Source organism: Mesorhizobium sp. B3-1-7, from assembly GCF_006439385.1.
Lineage (GTDB): Bacteria > Pseudomonadota > Alphaproteobacteria > Rhizobiales > Rhizobiaceae > Mesorhizobium.
On the sequence record NZ_VFTL01000007.1, the window covers coordinates 79,630 to 101,333 of the forward strand.

At 64.4% G+C, this 21,704-nt stretch carries 19 protein-coding genes, 1 tRNA gene and 1 pseudogene; 11 read left to right on the forward strand and 10 right to left on the reverse strand.

Annotated features, from left to right (window positions below; translation table 11 throughout):
• The first annotated feature begins 112 nt into the window (after positions 1 to 112).
• The gene (locus FJ417_RS07935; RefSeq protein ID WP_246687414.1) at positions 113 to 1,348 is read left to right on the forward strand and encodes an MFS transporter; all 1,236 of its coding nucleotides are present in this window, start codon (positions 113 to 115) and stop codon (positions 1,346 to 1,348) included.
• 47 nt (positions 1,349 to 1,395) lie between these two features.
• Here FJ417_RS07935 and FJ417_RS07940 read toward each other — a convergent pair whose 3' ends face one another.
• Together FJ417_RS07940 and FJ417_RS07945 are read right to left on the reverse strand one after the other, a co-directional pair.
• Positions 1,396 to 1,926, reverse strand: a complete 531-nt coding sequence (locus FJ417_RS07940) for a dihydrofolate reductase family protein (RefSeq protein WP_140641834.1) — start codon at positions 1,924 to 1,926, stop codon at positions 1,396 to 1,398.
• A gap of 138 nt (positions 1,927 to 2,064) precedes the next feature.
• The gene (locus FJ417_RS07945) at positions 2,065 to 2,964 is read right to left on the reverse strand and encodes an AraC family transcriptional regulator (protein ID WP_140783074.1); all 900 of its coding nucleotides are present in this window, start codon (positions 2,962 to 2,964) and stop codon (positions 2,065 to 2,067) included.
• A gap of 172 nt (positions 2,965 to 3,136) precedes the next feature.
• On the opposite strand from FJ417_RS07945, the gene FJ417_RS07950 reads away from it, so the two are divergent.
• On the forward strand, positions 3,137 to 4,090 hold the full coding sequence (locus tag FJ417_RS07950) for an aldo/keto reductase (protein ID WP_140783075.1): 954 nt from the start codon (positions 3,137 to 3,139) through the stop codon (positions 4,088 to 4,090).
• A 523-nt stretch (positions 4,091 to 4,613) separates the two neighbouring features.
• Here the strand turns inward: FJ417_RS07950 and FJ417_RS07955 are convergent.
• Positions 4,614 to 5,258 carry a hydrolase gene (locus tag FJ417_RS07955; protein WP_140783076.1) on the reverse strand — a complete coding sequence of 215 codons (645 nt, stop codon included), beginning with the start codon at positions 5,256 to 5,258 and terminating at the stop codon, positions 4,614 to 4,616.
• Positions 5,259 to 5,412: 154 nt separating this feature from the next.
• Between FJ417_RS07955 and FJ417_RS07960 the strand changes: the two genes are divergently transcribed.
• Positions 5,413 to 6,306: a LysR family transcriptional regulator gene (locus tag FJ417_RS07960; RefSeq protein WP_140783077.1), complete on the forward strand. Its 894-nt coding sequence runs from the start codon at positions 5,413 to 5,415 to the stop codon at positions 6,304 to 6,306.
• 164 nt (positions 6,307 to 6,470) lie between these two features.
• Positions 6,471 to 6,895: pseudogene (locus FJ417_RS07965) on the forward strand (pirin family protein); the annotation flags it as partial.
• 69 nt (positions 6,896 to 6,964) lie between these two features.
• Here FJ417_RS07965 and FJ417_RS07970 read toward each other — a convergent pair.
• Positions 6,965 to 7,041, reverse strand: a tRNA-Arg gene (locus tag FJ417_RS07970).
• Between the two features lie 188 nt (positions 7,042 to 7,229).
• Positions 7,230 to 8,720: a HAMP domain-containing sensor histidine kinase gene (locus FJ417_RS07975; protein WP_140654506.1), complete on the reverse strand. Its 1,491-nt coding sequence runs from the start codon at positions 8,718 to 8,720 to the stop codon at positions 7,230 to 7,232.
• A gap of 254 nt (positions 8,721 to 8,974) precedes the next feature.
• On the opposite strand from FJ417_RS07975, the gene rpmH reads away from it, so the two are divergent.
• Genes rpmH through yidC form a run of 3 tightly spaced genes read left to right on the forward strand, consistent with a single transcriptional unit; the run spans position 8,975 to position 11,314 of the window.
• Complete coding sequence (rpmH, locus tag FJ417_RS07980; protein ID WP_008833937.1) at positions 8,975 to 9,109, forward strand: 50S ribosomal protein L34; 135 nt, start codon at positions 8,975 to 8,977, stop codon at positions 9,107 to 9,109.
• Positions 9,110 to 9,125: 16 nt separating this feature from the next.
• The gene (rnpA, locus tag FJ417_RS07985) at positions 9,126 to 9,479 is read left to right on the forward strand and encodes a ribonuclease P protein component (protein WP_140708569.1); all 354 of its coding nucleotides are present in this window, start codon (positions 9,126 to 9,128) and stop codon (positions 9,477 to 9,479) included.
• Between the two features lie 14 nt (positions 9,480 to 9,493).
• Positions 9,494 to 11,314, forward strand: a complete 1,821-nt coding sequence (gene yidC / locus FJ417_RS07990) for a membrane protein insertase YidC (protein WP_140641885.1) — start codon at positions 9,494 to 9,496, stop codon at positions 11,312 to 11,314.
• Positions 11,315 to 11,760: 446 nt separating this feature from the next.
• Here yidC and FJ417_RS07995 read toward each other — a convergent pair whose 3' ends face one another.
• Genes FJ417_RS07995 through FJ417_RS08005 form a run of 3 tightly spaced genes read right to left on the reverse strand, consistent with a single transcriptional unit; the run spans position 11,761 to position 15,048 of the window.
• A complete protein-coding gene (locus FJ417_RS07995) occupies positions 11,761 to 13,305 on the reverse strand; it encodes a DHA2 family efflux MFS transporter permease subunit (RefSeq protein ID WP_140654507.1) in 1,545 nt (514 codons plus the stop codon).
• A complete protein-coding gene (locus FJ417_RS08000) occupies positions 13,302 to 14,591 on the reverse strand; it encodes an HlyD family secretion protein (protein ID WP_140783078.1) in 1,290 nt (429 codons plus the stop codon). Before FJ417_RS08000 ends, FJ417_RS07995 begins: the two co-directional genes overlap by 4 nt.
• Positions 14,584 to 15,048 (reverse strand): MarR family transcriptional regulator, encoded by a 465-nt coding sequence (locus FJ417_RS08005; protein ID WP_140783079.1) that lies wholly within the window; start codon positions 15,046 to 15,048, stop codon positions 14,584 to 14,586. The genes FJ417_RS08000 and FJ417_RS08005 overlap by 8 nt, the downstream gene beginning before the upstream one ends.
• A gap of 166 nt (positions 15,049 to 15,214) precedes the next feature.
• Here FJ417_RS08005 and FJ417_RS08010 point away from each other — a divergent pair, with 166 nt between their 5' ends.
• From FJ417_RS08010 to yihA, 3 genes are all read left to right on the forward strand, one after another.
• On the forward strand, positions 15,215 to 15,529 hold the full coding sequence (locus tag FJ417_RS08010) for a hypothetical protein (protein WP_140654510.1): 315 nt from the start codon (positions 15,215 to 15,217) through the stop codon (positions 15,527 to 15,529).
• An 85-nt stretch (positions 15,530 to 15,614) separates the two neighbouring features.
• Positions 15,615 to 16,253, forward strand: coding sequence for a CatB-related O-acetyltransferase (locus FJ417_RS08015; protein WP_140783080.1), 639 nt, complete (start codon positions 15,615 to 15,617; stop codon positions 16,251 to 16,253).
• Between the two features lie 32 nt (positions 16,254 to 16,285).
• The gene (yihA, locus tag FJ417_RS08020; protein WP_112098374.1) at positions 16,286 to 16,921 is read left to right on the forward strand and encodes a ribosome biogenesis GTP-binding protein YihA/YsxC; all 636 of its coding nucleotides are present in this window, start codon (positions 16,286 to 16,288) and stop codon (positions 16,919 to 16,921) included.
• Between the two features lie 12 nt (positions 16,922 to 16,933).
• On the opposite strand, the gene FJ417_RS08025 is transcribed toward yihA, so the two are convergent.
• Both FJ417_RS08025 and FJ417_RS08030 read right to left on the reverse strand, forming a co-directional pair.
• Entirely contained in the window at positions 16,934 to 19,408 is a 2,475-nt protein-coding gene (locus tag FJ417_RS08025) for a DNA translocase FtsK (RefSeq protein WP_140783081.1), read from the reverse strand.
• A gap of 219 nt (positions 19,409 to 19,627) precedes the next feature.
• A complete protein-coding gene (locus tag FJ417_RS08030) occupies positions 19,628 to 20,326 on the reverse strand; it encodes a TetR/AcrR family transcriptional regulator (RefSeq protein WP_140641901.1) in 699 nt (232 codons plus the stop codon).
• Between the two features lie 133 nt (positions 20,327 to 20,459).
• On the opposite strand from FJ417_RS08030, the gene FJ417_RS08035 reads away from it, so the two are divergent.
• Entirely contained in the window at positions 20,460 to 21,653 is a 1,194-nt protein-coding gene (locus FJ417_RS08035) for an HlyD family secretion protein (RefSeq protein ID WP_140783082.1), read from the forward strand.
• Positions 21,654 to 21,704: the final 51 nt, after the last annotated feature.

The following is a 21,704-nucleotide window of genomic DNA, read 5'->3' on the forward strand; positions in this document are numbered from 1 at the left end:
TGGTGGGGCAAAAGATGGGAGGGGGCAGTTCGGCCGTATGGCCAGGGTTGGCGTTGGCCTGCACGCAGTGCCGGACCGCCGGGCGGCGCCGGCCGGGCGAAAGCAGGTCTTTTTGCACGAGCCAACCGATGCGCCGGCAGGCATGCCCTCCGCGCCGGATCTGATCGTCATGCGTGGCCGCTGGACGATCCTTGCAGTCCTCTTTGCCGCTCGCGCCGCAATGGCGGTGCAGTTCCAGAGTATCGCGGCCATCGCGCCGGAGCTGGGGAAGACACTGAACGCCAATCTCGCCGATATAGGCGTGCTCATAGGCCTCTATTTCGCGCCGGGCATCGCGCTGGCGCTGCCGGGCGGTGCGATCGGACGTCGCTTTGGCGACAAGGCGACCGTGCTTGCCGGATTGGTCATGATGCTGGCGGGCGAGGCACTGCTTTGCATCTCGACTTCATGGAGGGTGCAAATCGCAGGCCGGCTGATCGCGGGCATAGGCGGCGTGCTGTTGAACGTGCTCATGACCAAGATGATGGTCGACTGGTTCGCGGGCCGGCAGATCGCCACGGCGATGGCGATCTTCATCAACTCATGGCCGCTGGGCATTGCCCTCACGCTCGTCGCGCTGCCGCTGATCCAGGCTGAATTCGGAATTGCGGGCGCGCAGATCGCGGTCATGGCGCTTATCGGCGCAGCCCTGGCGCTGGTGGGGCTTTTCTACCGGCCGCCAGGCCAGCCCGCCGCTCCGGTTTCGGCGCAAGACGCGCGACTTGGGCTGCCGGCCGTCTGGGCCGTGCTGCTGGCAGGCTTGACATGGGCCTTCTACAATGTCGGCTTCGCCATGATCTTCAGTTTCGCGCCGTCGATGCTGGTCGAGCGCGGCTGGTCGACGGCCGCCGCCGGCTCGGCCGTCAGCATCGTGCTGTGGCTCGCGGCCCTATCCGTTCCCCTTGGAGGCTACCTCGCGGACCGCGCGGGAAGCCGCAATGCGCTGCTTGCCGCAAGCTGCCTGGCTTTCGCTGCGCTGATTGTGCTGTTGTGGCGGGGCTCGCCGGTGCCGCCCACATTGGTTGCGCTCGGCCTCGTCTGCGGGCTCCCAGCCGGATCAATCATGAGCCTGCCGGCGCGGGTGCTGGCGCCGGCGATGCGAGCGCTGGGAATGGGACTCTTCTACACGGTCTACTACGCCACGATGCTGATCGCGCCTTGGCTCGGCGGCAGGCTGGCGCTTTGGACTGGCCACGCAGGCGCAGCCCTCGGCCTCGGCTCGGCGGCACTTATGGCCTGTCCGATGCTTTTGTGGGGGTTTGAACGCTGGCTGCTCGTGCAGGCCCGAACGGCGCCGCGCGCGAGCTGAGACCTTACGAATTTTCGACAGGCGGTGGCGCGCCGGACGTCGCGAGATCAGGCCGGAGCGTAGGTCAACCTGATCACATCTTCGCCGATCCGATCATGCGCCATCAGGCGGAGCGGTGGGCGGGGTCCGGCGAAATAGGGCTTGCCGTGACCAAGCACGACCGGGTGCAGGTAGATCCGATATTCGTCGATCAAGCCCAGTTCGGCGAGGCTTCGCGCCAAGTCCGGGCCGGCGACTTCGATCTCGCCGTCGCGCTCGGCCTTCAGCTTCCGCATTGCGCCCTCAAGATCATCTTCGACGAGCGTGGCGTTGGGACCTACAGACTTCAACGAGCGCGAGACGACCCATTTCGGCTGGCGCCGCCACGCCGCCGCGTAGGCAAGCCGCTCGGCATCCCACTCGGGATGCTCGTCGTCCCAGTAACGCATGATCTCGTACATGCGGCGACCGTAGACGCTGCCCGACTGCCGCTCGGCCTCCGCGATGAAGTGGCGGAAGAGCGTGGGGCTTGGCCCGAACGCCGTATGATCGACGTAGCCGTCCAGCGACTGGTTCATTCCGAACACGAGCTTGGCCATTGCCTGTTCCTCAAATGGCATTCACGCAATCTGATTGCGTTATGCAATCGGTTCAGGTTAGGTCGACCGATTTTATTTTGCAATTGGTTTTTGGCGCGCATGAACGCCAATTTGAAACCGGTGCCGGGCAGGCTGAACTCAAGCTACCACTGCCAAGCCCGGCGAGGCGCGCAAGCGGGCTATGTCGCGCGCCGGCGGTTCTCCAAAGTGGCGGCGATATTCGCGACTGAACTGCGACGCGCTTTCGTAACCTACGCGGAAGGCGGCAGTCGTGGCGTCGATGTCCTGGACCAGCATCAGGCTGCGCGCGTCCTGCAGCCTGAGCTGCTTCTGGAATTGCAGCGGCGTCATCGCCGTCACGGCGCGAAAATGCTCGTGCAGGCTCGACGGACTCATGCCTACTTCCGCGGCAAGCCGCTCGATGCTGAACCGTCCCCGGAAGTTCTTCCCGATCCAGGCGATGGCGCGGCCGACCTGGGCCACCCGACCTTGGCCGGAGGTGATGTGCCGCATCCTGGCGCCGTCCGGGCCGGCGAGCAGGCGATAGAGAATTTCCTGCTCGGCAAGCGGCCCGAGCGCGGGCAGCGCTGCCGGATCGTCGAGCAGGCGTAGCAGGCGCAGCGCCGCGTCGAGCAGACCGGCGCCGGCGTCGGACACCGTCTTGCCTATGGGCTCGGATGGCGCTCCCGGCGGCGGCGGCACGCGCAACGCCAAGTCCCCCAGCATGACCGGATCGAAATCGAGATACAGGCAAAGATAGGGCTTGTCGGGCGTCGCCTCGACCACATGGCCTATAACCGGCAGGTCGTAGGTCACGACCCCATAGCGCCCCGGTGCGTATCTGAACACGCGGTCGCCCAGGGTGACCTCCTTGCGCCCCTGCGCGACGAGGCACAGTTGCGGCCGGTAAACATTCGGCATCGGCATCGTCATCGTGGAGGATCGAACAAGCGTCACACGTTCGATGGGGGTGGCGTGGAAGCCATCCTTCGCGACGTGCCGGGCAATCACGGCCGCGATTTCGGTCAGCGTTTCCATGAAACGGACCATCGCACGCGCGCGGAAGGGCGGCAATGCGAACCCGCAGCTTCTGGAGGATTGGGCAGTGATCCCGGCGCATCAGGCTAACGGTTCGACGTCGCCCCGCATCAAAGTGTCAGCGGCGCCTGGGTCACAGCAAACCTGGCCACGGAACAAGTATGGAGCAAACATGAGAACCGATAATCTGAAGACCCCCACGGTCGCACTGGGCACGTGGGCCTGGGGCGACAGCGGCGAGACTGGCAACGGCTACTTCGGCAGCCACCTGACTCAAGCTGGCCTGGAAGAGGCTGCCGACAAGGCGCACGCGGCCGGGTTCACCCTGTGGGACACCGCCCTGGTGTACGGCATGGGCCGTTCCGAAACCGTACTCGGGGAGGTCCTGAAGCGCTACGCCCGCAGCGGCTACCAGCTCTCCACGAAGTTCAACCCGCGGATCGCGGGAACCAGCGACGATCCGGTGGCGGACATGCTGGAGCAGAGCCTGGCCAACCTCGGCACCGACTACATCGACCTCTACTGGATTCACAATCCAGCCGATGTGCCGCGGTGGACTCCGCACCTCATTCCGTTGCTGAAGAGCGGGAAGGTCAAACATGTCGGCGTCTCGAATCACAACCTGAGCGAGATCAAGCTCGCCGACCAGATCCTGGGCGAAGCCGGGTTCCGGGTCGAAGCCGTCCAGAACCACTATAGCCTCCTCTACCGCAGCTCTGAGCAAGCTGGCATCCTGGACTACTGCCGCAACCAAGGCATTCCGTTCTTCGCCTATATGGTGCTCGAACAGGGCGCCTTGACCGGCCGGTACAGCCCGGAGAATCCGCTGCCGGAAGGCAGCAGCCGGGCGGAGATCTACAACGGCATGCTGGCTCAACTGAAGGCTCTGACGGACAAGCTCGCCTCGATCGGCCTGAGCCAGGGTGCAGCAGCGCCCGATGTCGCGACAGCGTGGGCGATGGCCAAGGGCACGACGCCGATCGTCGGCGTCACCAAGCCCCATCATGTCGACGGTCTGGCCCGAGCCAGCAGCATCACGCTCACCAGCGACGACATCGCGGAGTTGGAAGCTCTTGCCGACGCCGCTAACGTGAACACCCGCGGCTTCTGGGAACAAGAGATGTAAGTCTAAGCCGTCGGACCGCCGCTCCGAGCGACACGGCAGGCGATCATTTACCTCCGTGTGATGATCGCCTGTGACCGAGCAGGTTGCCGGTTGCCTCCACCTGATTGTGCAAGTGCTCCAGAACGCGTTGTGCCATTCCGCAAAGTTCCGGATCACCTGCGCTGCGATGGTTGCCTTGTCTTGCGGTAAGAACCGCTCTTAGCGTTGCTGGATCGCGTAGCTCACCGCGCACCGAACCTCTCCAGCCTCTGCCTTTGGCGCCATGGGCGGCCGCGCCTAGTCGCGCCAGATGACGCTTTCGGGATCGGCCAGCCACCTGCTCAACGACCAGAAAGAGGCGCGGCGGGCCAGATCGAGCCGTTTCGGCGGAAGGCTTCACCGCTGCCGGGTCAGCCGGGGCCAGCATCCGCGCACATGGATTTATCGCTGACATCAAAAGGCTTTCCCGTGAAGTGAGAATGGCGAGGGCCGGCAAACGGATCGATTCCGACCCTCACCGAAATGCTCGCCATCCCGGCCGGGATCAGCCAGCTACTGGCGTGTTGAGAAGCTGCTGCTCCCAAAGATACGCGATGCCGCTGCCGCCGAAGTGCTGGATGAGAATCTCGGTCAGCTCCTCGACATGCTCGGTGCGCGCCCAATCGCGTTGCCATTCGCCAGCGAGCGCCATCACGGTCATCACGTTCGCGCCGGCCGCGATCATTCGCTGGATGGCAACTTCGTGAGACTCCTTCGAAATCCCGCCCGACGCGTCGGTGATCACGGTCACGTCCCAGCCTTCGCCGGCGGCCTGGATCACAGGCATTGCGACGCAGACCTCGGTCCACAGGCCGGCGATGATCAGCTGCTTGCGGCCGGTCGCCTTGACGACGTTCACCACATTCTCGTCCTGCCAGGTGTTCACCCAAGTGCGATCGATGACTTCCTGGCCCGGAAATACGTCGGTGATCTGTTTGAAGAGACGGCCGCCGCGCGCCGCGATCACGCTGGTGAGAATGGTCGGAACATTGAAGGCTTTTGCCAGCTTCGCCAGCGCGGTCGTGTTGTTGACCACCATGTGCGGATCGTGGCTGTTCAGGTTTGCGAGTTGATAAGGCTGGTGGTCGATCAGAACGAGGACCGAATCTTCGGGACGAAGAAGCGAATCGAGGCCGTTACGAGGGGTCATCAAGACTTCCTTTCTCTGCCGCTATGGACGGCGATGGGTTCACGGGAGACATGCGCCAGCCGGCGACGTTGCCGGAACGCAATTTGCTGTTCCTTTGGGTGATGAGATAGTGCCGTATTCAGGTAAGCTGTGTCGCGAAATTGGGAACGACGGAATGAACATCGAAGATCTCCAGACATTCGTCGCCGTGGCCGATGCAGGGGGCGTATCGGCCGCCGCACGCCGGCTCGGCATCTCCAAGTCAATCGTGAGCCGGCGGCTTTTCCGGATCGAGGCAGAACTCGGCGTCCAGCTTCTTGCACGAACGACCCGCGGGGCCGCGCTTACGGAAGCGGGGATCACGTTCAGAGACCACGCGGCCAGAGCCAGCGCCGAGATCGATACCGCAAGGGAAACCATCCTGCCATCCGGCGACCTTCGCGGCCGCCTGAGGGTTGCCATGCCGCTTACTTTCGGCACGACGCACTTCGCTCCCGTGCTTGCGGAAATGGCGCGCCAGCACCCGCGGCTTCACATCCAGACCTCCTACAGCGATCGCTTCGTCGATCTCATCGCAGAGGGTTTCGATTGCGCGATCCGGGGCGCCTACCTTCAGGACTCCAACCTGATCGCGCAGCGCGTCGGGCCGATCCATGGAAAACTTGTCGCAAGCCCGGATTACATCAAAGCGCATGGGTCACCGGAGACTCTGGACGAACTCGTCACCCATCAGGCCCTCATGCAGGGAACGGAAGCCTGGCAGTTCATGGATGGCAGCAAGATTGTTACGGTCCAGCCGCAGGGCAAGTTCAAAGCCGACAGCGCCACGGCACTTGCCGCTGCTGCTGCGGCAGGCCTCGGCATCGCCTGGCTCCCCGATTGCATCACATATGAATATGTGGCCTCCGGTGCATTGGTTCCGATCATGACACGCTATCCGGTACCTCCGGGGGCCGCATATGTCGTACGCCCGCCGGGTCAGCATCCCGCGCGGAAAGTGCGGGTGCTCACCGAAATGCTGACTGAGTATTTCAAACGGAACCCGAAGCTTTGGGGTCTCGACGGCTAAGAAGCTTAGTCAAGGATCTGCATTCGACGGCGGCATTCCTTCGGCGATATAGGCCTGAACATTCCACTTGCTGCGACACAGCTTGACTTATCTAGGTGTTTGCTGGTCGGGCAGCCGGTCGCGCGCCAGTTTAGACATTCTGTCAGCGCAGGAGGATGACGCACATGAGTTGGACCCCAGCCATCGAGCCCGGCTGCCCCGATGAGGTGGGCATCGACGCTATCGAGACCCTCATCATTCCGCGATCCCGCGACTTGGGCGACTTCGAGGTTCGTCGCGCCCTGCCCGCGCCGAAGCGGCAGATGGTCGGACCGTTCATCTTCTTCGATCAGGCCGGGCCCGCCGAGTTCCTGACCGGCAAGGCGTCGATTTCCGACCGCACCCACATACCGGTCTCGGCACCGTTACCTATCTCTTTCGCGGCGACTTCCATCACCGGGACAGCACCGGAGCTGACCAGATCATCGTCCCGGGGGAATTGAACTGAATGGTCGCCGGGCGCGGTGTCACCCATTCGGAGCGCACGTCCGCAGCAGCCCGAAGCGGTCCGAACAGCCTGTTCGGGATTCAGACCTGGCTGGCTCTACCGACGTAGAGCTCGATGCGGGGGGCCGGTTGCCGATGCAATGGCGCACTATGGAGGGCAGTTGGCGGTATTTGGCGCGCCCGAAGAGATTCGAACTCCTGACCCCCAGATTCGTAGTCTGGTGCTCTATCCAGCTGAGCTACGGGCGCGCAACAGGCCGTGCATGACACAGGCCCCGCGATCCGGTCGAGACGGCCGGCCGCGATGTGGAGTGTTCCCTAACGACTGAATTCGCGAAAAGCAAGCCGATCTGGCAAAAGTTTTGTCGCAGACGGTTTTGCCGGCTTTGATCGAGGTGCGCCGCTGCCGACAGGCGGCTCAGCCGGAGGCGGCAACCTCAAGCCGGGCGGCGCAGGCCGTTGCGCGCCTGGTCGAGCCGGACAGGCTGGTCGGGGATGGTGACGGCGAAGACGGTGCGGCCGCCGATCGATTCGACGAGCTCGACGGTGCCGCCATGGGCGCGGGTCAGCTCGTGCGCGATCGCCAGGCCGAGGCCGGTGCCGCCGCTGCGGGCCGAGCCGCGGAAGGCGGCGAACAGGTTCTCGCGCGCCTTGGGCGGCAGGCCGGGGCCGGTGTCGGTGACGGTGATGCGGCTGACGCTGCCATGGCGCTCGGCGGCGACCGCCAGCCGGCGCACCACCGCGCTTTCGGTGTCGGCGGCCATCGCCTGAATGGAGTTGCGGCAGAGATTGGTGAGCACGCGGAAGAGATGGTCGGAATCGGCGTCGACCTCGAAGGCGAGCTCGACGCCGTTGATGAACTCGATGCCCTCCTCGATGTCGAGCAGGCCGTGCACGTCGTCGACCAGCTGGCGCAGCCTGAGCCGCCGGCGCGACGGCGCCGGCTCCTGGGTGCGGCCGTAGTGAAGCACGCCTTCGGAGTAGGAGACGGCGCGGTCGAGGGCGCGCAGAAGCTTCGGCGCGAAGGCCTGCACGGTCGGGTCCTTCACCTGGCGCAGGCGATCCGACATCAGCTGCGCGGACGCCAGGATGTTGCGCATGTCGTGGTTGATCTTGGAGACGGCCAGGCCGAGGTCGGCGAGATGCTTCTGCTCCGACAGCATCTTCTGCAGCCGGTCCTGCATCTGTGACAGCTCGCGCTCGGCCACGCCGATCTCGTCGGCGCGGTCGGCGGGACGAATGACGCGGCCAGGATCGTCGGGCGCCTCGGAGAAGGCCAAGATCGAGCGCGTCATGGTGCGGATCGGCCCGATCATGATCAGGTCGATCGCCGCATAGACCAGCATGGCGGTGAACAGCGAAATCAGCAGCGAGACGACGGCGACGTTGCGCGAATATCGAAGCATGGCGTCGCGCAGCCTGTAGTCCGGCATGATCAGCTCGAATTCCTTGTCGCTGTCGCCGACCGGGCCGAAGACCCGCAGCATGCGCTTGCCGCCGAAGAACAGCGTGTCGAGCGCGCCGGTCATGCCGTTGACCAGGCCGACATCGGCGATGTCGATATGCTCGTCGACCTGGGGCGGCATGTCGGAAACGACGAGCAGCCGCGAGACGCCGCCGTCGCGCACGGCGATCGCCTTGGCGCCGATCGCCATCAGCACGTCGTTCTGGGCGTTATGCGACAGCGCGTTGGGCTCGCCCTGCAAGAGCACGATCGACACGGCGGCGGCGGTGCTCAACCGCTCCTTCAGCCAATTGACCCGATAGCTGGCGATCCAGGGCAGGAAGATCAGGATTTCAGCCAAAAGCACGAAGGCGATGGTGAGGAAGAGGAGCTTGGTCGACAGGCCGCGCGACAGCGGCACCCGGCGCGTCGAATTCGCCGCCGGCCTTGCCTTCTCGTTCGTGGGCAGAGTTTCACTCGTCATTGACGCGCATTCACAAAGGCTTGATCGGCCAAGATTATGCGATTTGCGGCTTTTTTGCCAATTTCAACCTTGGTCCAGCAAAAATGCCTCGGGGGCACCCCGGATTGACTTCCCAAAACCTTCTTCCTATAAGCCCGCTCACGCTCGGGCCATTCGTCCCGGCGCGGTTTCGATCGCGCCTAAGCCGGCCCGGCAAAGCTCCTGTTACAGAGTGACAGAATCAAGAAGGGCCGCACCCCGCGGTATTAAAACAAATGAAGCGTACCTACCAACCGTCCAAGCTCGTCCGTAAGCGCCGGCATGGTTTCCGTGCCCGCATGGCCACCAAGGGTGGCCGTGGCGTCGTTGCCGCCCGCCGCAATCGCGGCCGCAAGCGGCTCAGCGCCTGAACGAAAGACGAGATCGTTGCCCGCAACCGGCAAGCCAAAGGGGAAAACCCCCGGGCGGCTTCTGAAACGCGCGGAATTCCTGGCTGTGCGCGGCGGCGAGAAACGCCGCGGGCGGCTTTTTCTCGTTGAAGTTCTCGACCGCGGCGATGACCTTGCGCCGCGCGTCGGCTACACCGTCACCAAGAAGGTCGGCAACGCCGTGGTGCGCAACCGCGTCCGGCGGCGACTGAGGGAAGCCGTGCGAGTCCATGCCGCCGATGACATGGCGCCCGGCAATGATTATGTCATCGTCGGGCGTGAAGACGTGCTTGCCATCCCGTTCGGCCAGTTGAAGGCCGAGCTTTCCCGCCGGCTGCGCGGAACACGATAGGCCAAAGGCTTTCGATGGAAAACAACCGCAATTTCTTCATCACCATCGCGCTGTCGGTGCTGATCCTGACCCTCTGGCAGGTGTTCTACATGAACCCGCGCATGGAGCAGCAGCGCGAGCAGACCCGCGTCGAGCAACAGCGCGTCGAGGCGCAGAAGAAGGAAGCGGGCGGCGGCGCCAACTCCGGCGCGGCCGGAACGCCGGCTCCCACCGCTGGCGCGATCCCCAACGCGCCCGGCGGCGATACGGTGACGGCGGCCAGCCGCGACCAGGCTGTTGCCGCGACCAAGCGCGTCAAGATCGACACGCCCAGCCTCGAGGGTTCGATCAACCTGACAGGCGCGCGCCTCGACGACCTGAAGCTCAAGCACTACACCGAGACGGTCGACAAGAACTCGCCCGAGATCCAGCTTCTCAACCCGCAGGCGCTGCCCACCGGCTATTTCGCCGAGATCGGTTTCGTCGGCACCGACAAGACAGGCGCGGTGCCTAGTTCGGACACGGTGTGGAGCGTCGAAGGCAATCCGACGCTGACCCCGTCGACGCCGGTGACGCTCACCTACACCAACGACAAGGGCCTGACCTTCAAGCGCACTATCTCGGTCGACGACAACTACATGTTCACCGTTTCCGACACGGTGCAGAATTCGGGAAGCGCAGCCGTCAGCCTGTTCAACTACGGCCGCGTCACGCGCTACGACAAGCCCGCCGTCGCCAGCACCTATGTGCTGCATGAAGGCTTGATCGGCGTCACCGGCACCGAAGGGCTGACGGAATACAAATACGCGGCCATCGAAAAGGACAAGGAAGTCAAGCCGGGCAAGTCGACAGACGGCTGGCTCGGCATCACCGACAAATACTGGGCCGTCACCCTGGTGCCCACCGAAAAGCAGCCCTTCCAGCCGCGCTACGGCTACTTCGAGGACGGGCGCCACCGCTATCAATCCGACTTCCTCACCGATGCGATCAATGTCGGTGCCGGCCAGTCCGCGACTGTCGAGACGGAGATTTTCGCCGGCGCCAAGGAAGTCGCCAAGATCAACGCTTATGAGGCTGACCGTCACATTCGCCAGTTCAACTTGTTGATCGACTGGGGCTGGTTCTACTTCATCACCAAGCCGATGTTCTGGCTGATCGACACGCTCTACAAATTCTTCGGCAATTTCGGGCTGGCGATCCTCGCCACCACCGTCGTCGTCAAGGCCATCTTCTTCCCGCTGGCGAACAAATCCTACGCCTCGATGGCGAACATGAAGAAGGTGCAGCCGAAGATGGTCGAGATCCGCGAGAAATACGCGGACGACAAGATGAAGCAGCAGCAGGCGATGATGGAGCTCTACAAGACCGAGAAGATCAATCCGCTCGCCGGCTGTTGGCCGGTGGCGCTGCAGATCCCGGTCTTCTTCTCGCTCTACAAGGTGCTCTACATCACCATCGAGATGCGGCACGCGCCATTCTTCGGCTGGATCCACGACCTTGCGGCGCCCGATCCGACGTCGATCTTCAACCTGTTCGGCCTGCTGCCCTTCGCCGCACCCGCCTTCCTGCCGCATATGGGCGCCTGGGCGGTGGTCATGGGCATCACCATGTTCCTGCAGATGCGCATGAACCCGGCGCCGCCGGACCCGACGCAGGCGGCGATCTTCACCTGGATGCCGGTGATCTTCACCTTCATGATGGGCTCGTTCCCGGCCGGCCTCGTCATCTACTGGGCCTGGAACAACACGCTGTCGATCCTGCAGCAGGGCGTGATCATGAAGCGCCAGGGCGCCAAGATCGAATTGTGGGACAATCTGGCGGCGCTGTTCCGCAAGAAACCATCGCCAGCGGAATAGAAGGCGCCACGGGTTACAGATCAAAACCCCGGCCTTGGCCGGGGTTTTGTTGGAGATGCCGACGGGACAGCGCCAACCTTCGCCATTGGCCGTGGCCCTCTTCCCGGTCATCATGTATGGGGCGGAGCAAGGAGCGAAGCGACGCGCGCAGATCCTGGAATCCATACCGTTACGCTAAGGCGTTGCAACGGTTACAGAATTCTGCACCGTCACACTCTGCGGCAAAGGTCACGGAATGGATCCTCGGGTCAAGCCCGAGGATGACGACGTCACGGGGGTTTCGGCCAATCTCCAACGCCGGCATCAGTAGCGCCCGCGCCAACCTTCGCGATTGGCCCTGGCCCTCTTCCCGGTCGTCATTCCAAGGCGGAGCAAGGAGCGAAGCTCGAGTCAAGCCCGAGTATGACGACGTCGCGGGGGCCGGATGGCCGAGCTGAGCGGACGCCTCACTCCATAACAGCGCTGTGGTCGACCTTGGCCGGCGTGCCCGGCTTGCGCAGCAGAAGCACCAGCGGGATGGCGGCTAAAGACAGGATCATCATCAGCTTGAAGTCGTCGACATAGCTGATGATCGTCGCCTGCAGCGTCACCAGGCCGTCGAGCGCGGCGCGGCCGGCGGCGGTGTAGGGGCTCAGCGCCTGTGAGACCGCCGGATCGCTGAAGGCCGGGTTGTACGGCGTCACATAGGTGGCGATGTTGGCGTGGTTGATCTGCTGGTTCTGCGTCAGCAACGCCGTGACGACCGAGATACCGACGCTGGAGCCGATGTTGCGCGACAGATTGTAGAGGCCGGTGCCCTCAGAGCGCCGCTCCGGCGCCAGCGTGGCGAAGGTGATGGTGGTGAGCGGCACGAACAGGAAGCCTAGGCCGGCGCCCTGGATGAAGCCGGTGCTGATGATCGTCCATTGCGAGACGTCCGGCGTCCATCCGGTCATGTCGTACATCGCCCAGGCGGTGATCGCGAGGCCGATGAACAGCAGCCAGCGTGTGTCGACCTTGCCGACCAGCCTGCCGACGATGAACATGCAGGCCATGGTGCCGAGGCCGCGCGGCCCCATGACGATGCCGGCCGTCACCACCGGATAGCCCATCAGCGTCTGCAGATAAGGCGTCATCAGCGCCAGCGAGGCGAGATAGGTGATGCCGATGATGAAGATGAACACCATGCCGACGGCGAAGTTGCGGTCGAGGAACAGCCGCGGATTCACGAAGGTGTCGCGCGCGGTGAAAGTATGGACGATGAAGATGTAGAAGGCCGAGGCGCAAACCAGGGCTTCGACGATGATCTCGGCCGATGAGAACCAGTTGAGCTGCTCGCCGCGGTCGAGGAACATCTGCAGCGAGGCGATGGCGATCGAGAGCATGCCGAAGCCCAGCCAGTCGAGCCTGGCCTTCAAGTCGAGCTTGGTTTCCTGGACGAACATCGAGACGCCGATAAAAGCCAGCGCGCCGATCGGCACGTTGATGTAGAAGACCCAGCGCCAGGAGACGTTCTCGGTCAGCCAGCCGCCGATGACCGGGCCAAGCACCGGACCGACCATGACCGAGACGCCGAACAGCGCCATGGCCGAGCCGCGCTCCTCGACGCTGTAGATGTCGAGCAGGATCGACTGCGACAGCGGCACGAGCGCCGCGCCGAACAGGCCCTGCAGCAGGCGGAAGCCGACGATCTGCGGCAGCGACTGGGCAAAACCGCACAGCACCGAGGCCACCACGAAGCCGGTGATCGCCACCAAAAGGATGCGCTTGCGGCCGAAGCGGTTGGCGAGATAGCCGGACGGCGGCGTCATCACCGCGGCGGCGACGATATAGGAAGTGAGCACCCAGTTGATCTGGTCGGCGCTCGCCGAGACGCTGCCCTGGATATAGGGCAGCGCCACGTTGGCGATGGTGGTGTCCAGCGCCTGCATGATGACCGCCAGGATCACACAGGCGGTGATCGCGCCGCGATTGGCGACCACGGGCGCGCCTGTCGCGGAAGCCGTTGTCATGACTTTGGTCCGGATTGCTTGAAGAGGTTGGTGATGAAGTCAGGCAGGCCGCGGGCGTGGCCGGTGTCGATGCTGACGACGGCGCTCATGCCGCCGCGCAGCGGCGGCTTGCCGTCCGGATCGTCGATCGTCACCCGCATCGGGATGCGCTGCACGACCTTGACCCAGTTGCCGCTGGTGTTCTGCGCCGGCAGCAGCGAGAAGCTGGACGAGGAAGCAGGGCTGATCGAGCCGACGGTGCCGTGCCAGACCTCGCCCGGATAGCCGTCGATGCTGATCGTTGCCGTCTGGCCGGGACGCACATAGGTGAGCTCGGTTTCCTTGGGCTCGGCCGCGATCCAGATGTCGGTCGACGACACCAGGCTGAAGGCCGGCTGCGAGGCCGGCAGGTACTTGCCGACCTGCAGCGCGTCGACATTGGTGACGATACCGTCGAACGGCGCCTTGACGACGGAGTCGTTCAGGTTGCGCTGCGCGTCGTCCACCGCCGACTGGGCCTGCAGATAGAACGGGTTCTGCTCGACCGGCTGGCTGGCGTCGCCGCCGAGCTGGGCAAGCATCGCCTGCGCCTGCGCCTTGGCGACGGTCACCTTCTGGCGGGCCGCAACGAGATCGTGCTGGGCGCTGTCGAAGGTCGCCTTGGAGGCGGTCGAGGTCTTGAGCAGGTCCTGCTGACGCTGGAAGGCGGACTCGTAATAGGGAATGTCCGCTTGCGCCTGGTCGATCGAAGCGAGCGACTGCTGGTAGCTCGCCTGCAGCGTCAGCACCTGGTTGCGCACGGTGCCGAGCTGCGCCTTGGCGCCCGCCAGCGCGGTTTCGAAGGAGGCAGGCCGCAGCCGGAACAGCACATCGCCCTTCTTCACCGCCTGGTTGTCGTGCACGTCGATCTCCTGCACGGTGCCGGAGACGTCGGTCGAGACGCCGAGCGATTGCGCCTGGATATAGGCGTTGTCGGTGGTCATGATCTGGCCGCCGATGACGTAGTAGTAGCCGCCGGCCACCAGCGCGACGGGCAGCAGCGCAAACAGGATCGGCCGCGTCAGGCTGCGGCGCGGCTTTACGGGAGCGGGCGGAGCCACCGTGACGGCTGCCGGCTTCGGCTGTGCCGAGGGAGCCTCGGCGACCGGCTCCGGCGCCACGGGCGCTTCCAGCTCATCGTCTTCGACGACAGGCGGGTTGGCGCGCCTCTGTTCGCGCTGGCTGTCCAGGCTGATGACCTGGTCGCTTACTCTTTCGCCGACATTTTCCTCGTCGGTGGGCTTTCTGGGTGAGGTTCCTTCAGACATGGACTTTCTCCCGGTCGAGGGCCGGCTGGGTGCAGGCCTCGAGCAGATTGGATTTGATCAGGCAAAGGGTTTGCAGCAGTTGCCGCTGCGCGTCCGCGGACAGGCCGGTGAAGGCCTCCTCGCGCGTCTTCTGGCCCTTGCTGCGCATCACTTCGATGAGCGGATGGGCCTTCGGGGTCAGATAGAGAAGCCACGCCCGGCGGTCGGCCGGATTGCGCCGACGCTCGATGAAGCCGCGCGCCTGCATCTTGTCGAGCAGCCTCGCGAGCGTGATCGGCATGATCTCGATGAGGTCGGCCAGCTTGTTCTGGTGGATGCCCTCACGCAGCGAAAGATAAGCCAGCACCTGCCACTGCGCGCGGGTCAGGCCAAAGGCGCGCGACCGCTGCTCGAACCGCTTCCTGAGCAGGCGCGCGACATCGTGCAGCACAAAGCTGATATTTGGCGAGGTGGACATGGGAGGACTTCGGAGGCTGCGGACAAACTTTCGTGAGCATGCTTATTATCATCATGCACATAATCCTGCTGGACGCGGAGCGCAAGACCGACTAAGGCGCTTGGTAAAAATATCGCATAGGCCAAAACCCGGCCGGGCCGGCCTGGTTTGCGGCAAGGACAAGACGATGAACCGGCTCAAGATCATCATGCTGGCGCTGCTGGCGGGATATGCTTTTCCGGCCGCCGCGAAGGACGCGGTGAGCTGCGGCGGAGCGGCGATGCTGGGTGGCGCGCAGCTCAATTGCAGCCACGTGCAACCCAAGGCGCCGCCGCAATTCTGCACCTTCAGCTGGGCGCTGCACACGACGGCCGGCGAGCAGAAAATCGTCGAAGGCAGCTTCTCGCTGCCACCCGGAGCCTCGAACGTCCAGGTCTATCAGGGCAGCGGTTTCGACAGCGCTCTTTCCAACCCGATCGTGATCTGCCGCGGCAACCATTGAACGGTTGGCGCTGCGGAACGGATCACGTTAGTTTGATCGCGCGCGAACCGCGCCGGAACACGCCTGCGACCATGGAGGGACCGCGATGACCGGACCCAACCCCAACATCAAGCATCCGATTGCGATGCATCCGCGCGTCGGCTTCCTGAAGGGGCTGGTGAGCGCGCCGAATATCGAGATCGGCGACTTCACCTATTACGACGACCCCGATGGTCCCGACAAATTCGCCGAGAAATGCGTGCTGCATCACTACGACTTCATCGGCGACCGGCTGGTGATCGGCAAGTTCTGCGCCATCGCCGAGGGCGCGCGCTTCATCATGAACGGAGCCAACCACGCCATGTCCGGCTTCTCGACCTATCCGTTTAACATCTTCGGCCATGGCTGGGAGGAGGGTTTCGACCCGCGGACATGGTCGAACGAGATCCGCGGCGACACCGTCATCGGCAATGACGTGTGGATCGGCATGGACGCGGTGGTCATGCCGGGCGTCAAGATCGGCCACGGTGCCATCGTTGCCGCGAAATCGGTTGTCACGCACGACGTGCCGCCTTATGCGATCGTCGCCGGCAATGCGGCCAAGGTGGTGAAGATGCGCTTCGATGAATTCACGGTGCGGCGGCTTTTAACGGCAGCATGGTGGGACTGGCCGGTCGACAAGATCAGCCGCAACCTCGATGCCATCCGCGGCGCCGATATTTCCAAGCTGGAGGCAGCGGTTTGAACGCGCCCGACAAGAGCACGAACGAAACGGCGATAAGCCCGGAGCTGTTCACCCGCGGCTGGATCTTCATCCGTGGCGTGCCGTCGATGAAGTTCCTGCCGCCGGAAGGACCGCCCGAGATCGCCTTCGCCGGACGCTCCAATGTCGGCAAGTCGTCGCTGATCAACGCGCTGGTCGGGCACAAGGGCCTGGCGCGGACATCGAACACGCCGGGGCGCACGCAGGAGCTCAACTATTTCGTGCCCGACGGCTTTTCCGGCGAAGGCGCCGACCTGCCGCCGATGGCGCTGGTCGACATGCCGGGCTACGGCTACGCCAGCGCGCCGAAGGACAAGGTCGATGAGTGGACGAAACTCATCTACGAGTATCTGCAGGGCCGCGTGACGCTGAAGCGCGTCTATGTGCTGATCGACGCGCGCCACGGCATCAAGGCCAAGGACGAGGAAGTGCTGACCCTGCTCGACAAAGCGGCGGTGTCCTACCAGGTGGTGCTGACCAAGACCGACAAGATCAAGGCCGCCGGCGTGCCGAGGCTGATCGAGGAGACGCTGGCCAAGATCAAGAAGCGGCCGGCGGCGTTCCCTGTGGTGCTGGCCACCTCGTCGGAAAAAGCCGCCGGGCTGGACGAGCTGCGCGCGGCCATCGCCCTGGTGGCGAACGGCGGCTGATTTCGTTGGACCTCAATCCATCTCGTCGCGTTCAGGCTCGCGGTCGCGCCGGCCGGTAAGTATCTCGCGCTTGCCGACATGGTTGGGAGCGCCGACCAGCCCTTCCTTCTCCATGCGCTCGACCAGCGAGGCGGCGCGGTTGTAGCCGACGCCGAGGCGGCGCTGGATGTAGGAGGTCGAGCATTTCTTGTCGCGCTTGACCACCTTGACCGCTTCCTCATAGAGCGCGTCGCCATCCTCCTCGGCGATCGCGCTTTTGTCGAAGACCGGACCGGCGTCGGCGGCTTCCTCGGCTTCCTCCTCGTCGGCGGTGACGGTATCGAGATATTCGGGACGTCCCTGAGCCTTGAGATGCGCCACGACCTGCTCGACCTCCAGGTCGGACACGAAGGGACCGTGCACGCGCGAAATGCGGCCGCCGCCGGCCATGTGCAGCATGTCGCCCTGGCCGAGCAGCTGTTCGGCGCCCTGCTCGCCGAGGATGGTGCGGCTGTCGATCTTGGACGTCACCTGGAAGGAGATGCGGGTCGGGAAATTGGCCTTGATCGTGCCGGTGATGACGTCGACCGACGGGCGCTGCGTGGCCATGATCAGATGGATGCCGGCGGCGCGCGCCATCTGCGCCAAGCGCTGGATGGCGCCCTCGATCTCCTTGCCGGCGACCATCATCAGATCGGCCATCTCGTCGACGATGATGACGATGTAGGGCATGGGCGCGAGGTCGATCGCGCGCTCCTCGAACAGCGGCGCGCCGGTGCCTTTCTCGAAGCCTGCCTGCACCTGCATGGTCACGACCTCGCCCTTGTCGCGGGCGCTTGCGGCGCGCTGGTTGTAGCCGTCGATGTTGCGCACGCCGAGGCGCGCCATCTTGCGGTAGCGGTCCTCCATCTCGCGCACCGCCCATTTGAGCGCTGTAACCGCCTTCTTGGGATCGGTGACGACCGGCGTCAGGAGATGCGGGATGCCATCATAGACGGAGAGTTCCAGCATCTTGGGGTCGACCATGATGAGGCGGCATTCCTGCGGCGTCAGCCTGTAGAGCAGCGATAGGATCATGGTGTTGATGGCGACCGACTTGCCGGAGCCGGTGGTGCCGGCCACCAGCAAGTGAGGCATCTTGGCGAGTTCGGCGATGACCGGCTCGCCGCCGATCGTCTTGCCGAGGCCGAGCGCCAGCCTGCAGGAAGTGTTGCGGAAACCGGCCGATCCGACCAGCTCGCGGAAATAGACCGTCTCGCGCGTTTCGTTGGGCAGCTCGACGCCGATGACATTGCGGCCCGGCACCACGGCGACGCGCGCCGAGATGGCCGACATGGAGCGGGCAATATCGTCGGCCAGGCCGATGACGCGGCTGGATTTCACGCCCGGCGCCGGCTCGAACTCGTAGAGCGTGACGACCGGGCCGGGGCGGACATGGATGATCTCGCCCTTGACGCCGAAATCCTCCAGCACGCTTTCGAGCAGGTCGGCGTTCTGCTCCATCCGCTCCTGCGACATGTAGAAGCCCTGGCCTTCCGGCGGCATCTGCAGAAGGTCCTCGGAGGGAAGCTTGTAGCCGGCCATGGCGGATAGCGGCACAACCTCGCCGGCCATGGGCAGCGAAGGCGTCCGCCTGGCCGTCCTTGCACTCGACGGGGCGGAAACCGGCACGAGCTCGACAGGCGTCGGCTGGACGGCCGCGAAGGCTGACGTGGACATCGAGGCAGAGCCAGCATTCGACATGTTGGAGCGCCATTCGATGACCCGGTAAAACGACGTCGCCTCGCTCATGAAGGGGGCATGGGCTTGGCTCGACTGGGCCGCCGGACGATGCGCCGGCATCGGCTTGACCGGCGGTTGCGCCGGAACGGCCGGCGCCTGACCGGCTTCGTTCAAACGCGCCCGCGCCAGGCGCTCGGCGAGGAAGGGCATGCCGAATTCGAAAAAGGCATGATCGGAAAGATAGGACCAGCGCAGTCCGCTTGGGCGCGGTTTTGGCGTCGGAGCGGCGGCAGCCTGGGGGGGCGCCGCGGCCGGAGGGATTGCGGCAGGGGCAATCGCGGAAGGCGCGCGGACCGGTCTGGTTTGCATCGGCGCTGCGGCGGGAGCGGCTGCGACGGTGGGACTTTTGCGGACCGGAGCGGCGGGTGCCGGCGGCGCGGGCCGGACGGGCTCGGATACCTTGTCATGCGCGGCATCTTCCACCTGCGGGGCGGCGCGCCTGGAGAGATCGGTATCCGGTGTGCGGGTGAACCGTACATTGGGCGCAAGGAAGAAATAGTCCTGCCATGCCGGGCGGCTGAACTCGCCGCCATCGGCCGATTCGGAGGATGCGGCGCGAGCCGCGTCCGATTCGATTGCCGGCGCAACGCGCAACGCGACCACCTGCCCCGATTGCGCCTGCGGTTGCGAGGCCGCGCCACCGCGCCCGTCCGTGCCGTGATCGTCTTCGCCGTTATAAGCGGAAGCGCCGGAAAGATTGGCGCGGGAAAAGCGCGTGGATGTCATTCTCGAGACTCGCCGATTGAACGTCTCCCGAGACATAGGAAGCGATGGTTAACAGGTCCTTCCGAAAGTGGCTGCCGGACGATGCCGATCGAAATTTTGAGAGGGCCGCGGACGATCTCGACGACGTCGCGTTCAGCCGTCATTGCCCGCGCCGTCAAAGACGCGGCGAGGCCCTTCAGCCTTGCTTCGCACGCTTTGGGATCCACCTGCCCGGGGTAGTCAGGCCGATTGCAACGCCTTTTCCTCGGCGAAGAATTTTTCCGTGGCGTAGGCCTTGAGGAAGACGTCGACACCGGAGGTCACGATGTGCTCGATCTCCGCCTGGCTCGGCGCCTTGGTGCGGTAGGAGAAGATGCACTGGCGGAACAGGCCGGCGAGACAGAGCTCGGTGAACTGATAGGCGGCAAGGTCAACATCGTCGATCTTGAGCAGGCCGCGTTCGACGGCTTCAATAAGGAAAGCCATGACCTTGTCGTGGCCGCGCTTCGGGCCGCGTTCGTAGAAGCGCGCGCCGAGCTCCGGGATCCTGTCGGACGCGCCGACCACCGTGCGCTGGGCCTGGATGACCTTGGCCGAGGTGATCTTGACGGAAAGCACGGTGCCAAACTTCACCAGCGTCTTGCGCAGGTCATCGAAGTGGTCGAGCACCTCATACATATTCTTGAAGATGGTGCCGCGCTCTTCCTCGATGAGAGCCTCGAACAGCTCTTCCTTGTTCTCGAAATAGACGTAGATCGTGCCCTTGGAGACGCCTGCCTCGCGCGTGATGTCGTTCATCGAGGCGGCTTCAAAACCCTTGTCTATGAAGACGCGGCGGGCGCCCTCGATGATCTGGGCCCGTTTTACAGGATCCTGCCCGGCCGCCGGACGGCCCTTGCGCAAGTCGAGCAGATCGCTATCGGCTGTCGTTTCGACCATGGAAGTCATTCCCTAGAAAATATTTCGAACCGCTCGGTTCGATTTCCTCTTGATATGGTCCTCTTTCCGCGCTATGTCAACGGCGAATTCGAACCGAACGGTTCAGTCTGACTGACATTCCAGAGAGATCCCCATGTCCTCGAACGCGCCCGCCACCGCCGAAGTCCGCACGTTTCCCAACGCCAAGGTCCAGCCCTCGACCGAAGCCCCGGAAGCGCCTGTCCAGCCCGTCATCCCGGTCGCGCCTCCCGCGGCCGACGCGCCGGCCAAGAAGAAGCGTTCGGTGCGCTCTTTCCTTCTGCCTATCATCGGCCTTGCCCTCCTCGGCGCCGGGTCCTGGTACGGATACAACTATTGGACCGACGGCCGGTTCATGATCGCCACCGACGACGCCTATGTCCAGGCCGATATGTCGTTCGTGTCGCCGAAAATATCCGGTTACATCGACAAGGTGCTGGTGAGCGAGAACCAGCAGGTCAGGGCCGGCGATCCGCTGTTCGTCATCGACAATGGCGACTACAAGATCGCGGTCGCCCAGGCCGAGGCGCAGATCGCCACATTGAGCAAGACGCTCGACCGCATCGACGCCCAGACCAAGGCGGCCCAGGCCTCGCTGTCGCAGGCCGAGGCGCAGAAGGTCGCGGACCAGGCCGCCGCCGACAATGCGGCGCGCGCCCAGGACCGCGCGGCGCAGCTGCTCAAGACCCATGTCGGCACGCAGGCTCAGCTCGACGACGCCCAGACCGCGCTCGATCAGGCCAAGGCGGCGCTTGTCGGCGCCGACGCGCAGATCGCCGCGGCGCAGGCCAATGTCGGCGTTCTGGAAGCGCAGCGCGCGGAATCGGCCTCGACGCTCGCCTCGCTGCAGCTCACCCGCGACAAGGCCCAGCGCGACCTGTCCTTCACCGTGCTGAAGGCGCCTTATGACGGCGTCGTCGGCAACCGCTCGGTCGAGCAGGGCGACCTCGTCAGCCCCGGCCAGAAGCTCGCCGTCGTCGTGCCGATGGACAAGCTCTACATCGTCGGCAACTTCAAGGAGACGCAGCTTGGCCGCATGGTGCCCGGCGAGAAGGTCCGCATCACCGTCGACGCGATCGACGGCCAGACCTTCGAGGGCACCGTGTCCTCACTGGCCCCGGCTTCGGGCGCGGTGTTCTCGCTGCTGCCGCCGGAAAACGCCACCGGCAACTTCACCAAGGTGGTGCAGCGCGTGCCCGTGCGCATCGACGTGCCGGCCGACGTCTTGAAAACCGGCAAGCTGCGCGCCGGCCTGAGCGTCGTCGTCGCGGTCGACAGCCGCACCGCGCCGGCCTCGACGACCAACTAATTGGGGGGCGGTTCGGTGGCCATTCGAGCGCCGAGCCGCCCAGCCTGCTTT

What these genes read in the sequence shown, in the direction of transcription:
- FJ417_RS07940 (WP_140641834.1), bottom strand. Translation starts at nt 1,926, where the DNA reads ATGGCCAAGCTCGTGTTCGGAATGAACCAGTCGCTGGACGGCTACGTC.
- FJ417_RS07945 (WP_140783074.1), bottom strand. Translation starts at nt 2,964, where the DNA reads ATGGAAACGCTGACCGAAATCGCGGCCGTGATTGCCCGGCACGTCGCG.
- FJ417_RS07950 (WP_140783075.1), top strand. Translation starts at nt 3,137, where the DNA reads ATGAGAACCGATAATCTGAAGACCCCCACGGTCGCACTGGGCACGTGG.
- FJ417_RS07955 (WP_140783076.1), bottom strand. Translation starts at nt 5,258, where the DNA reads ATGACCCCTCGTAACGGCCTCGATTCGCTTCTTCGTCCCGAAGATTCG.
- FJ417_RS07960 (WP_140783077.1), top strand. Translation starts at nt 5,413, where the DNA reads ATGAACATCGAAGATCTCCAGACATTCGTCGCCGTGGCCGATGCAGGG.
- FJ417_RS07975 (WP_140654506.1), bottom strand. Translation starts at nt 8,720, where the DNA reads ATGACGAGTGAAACTCTGCCCACGAACGAGAAGGCAAGGCCGGCGGCG.
- rpmH (WP_008833937.1), top strand. Translation starts at nt 8,975, where the DNA reads ATGAAGCGTACCTACCAACCGTCCAAGCTCGTCCGTAAGCGCCGGCAT.
- yidC (WP_140641885.1), top strand. Translation starts at nt 9,494, where the DNA reads ATGGAAAACAACCGCAATTTCTTCATCACCATCGCGCTGTCGGTGCTG.
- FJ417_RS07995 (WP_140654507.1), bottom strand. Translation starts at nt 13,305, where the DNA reads ATGACAACGGCTTCCGCGACAGGCGCGCCCGTGGTCGCCAATCGCGGC.
- FJ417_RS08000 (WP_140783078.1), bottom strand. Translation starts at nt 14,591, where the DNA reads ATGTCTGAAGGAACCTCACCCAGAAAGCCCACCGACGAGGAAAATGTC.
- FJ417_RS08005 (WP_140783079.1), bottom strand. Translation starts at nt 15,048, where the DNA reads ATGTCCACCTCGCCAAATATCAGCTTTGTGCTGCACGATGTCGCGCGC.
- FJ417_RS08010 (WP_140654510.1), top strand. Translation starts at nt 15,215, where the DNA reads ATGAACCGGCTCAAGATCATCATGCTGGCGCTGCTGGCGGGATATGCT.
- FJ417_RS08015 (WP_140783080.1), top strand. Translation starts at nt 15,615, where the DNA reads ATGACCGGACCCAACCCCAACATCAAGCATCCGATTGCGATGCATCCG.
- FJ417_RS08025 (WP_140783081.1), bottom strand. Translation starts at nt 19,408, where the DNA reads ATGACATCCACGCGCTTTTCCCGCGCCAATCTTTCCGGCGCTTCCGCT.
- FJ417_RS08030 (WP_140641901.1), bottom strand. Translation starts at nt 20,326, where the DNA reads ATGGTCGAAACGACAGCCGATAGCGATCTGCTCGACTTGCGCAAGGGC.
- FJ417_RS08035 (WP_140783082.1), top strand. Translation starts at nt 20,460, where the DNA reads ATGTCCTCGAACGCGCCCGCCACCGCCGAAGTCCGCACGTTTCCCAAC.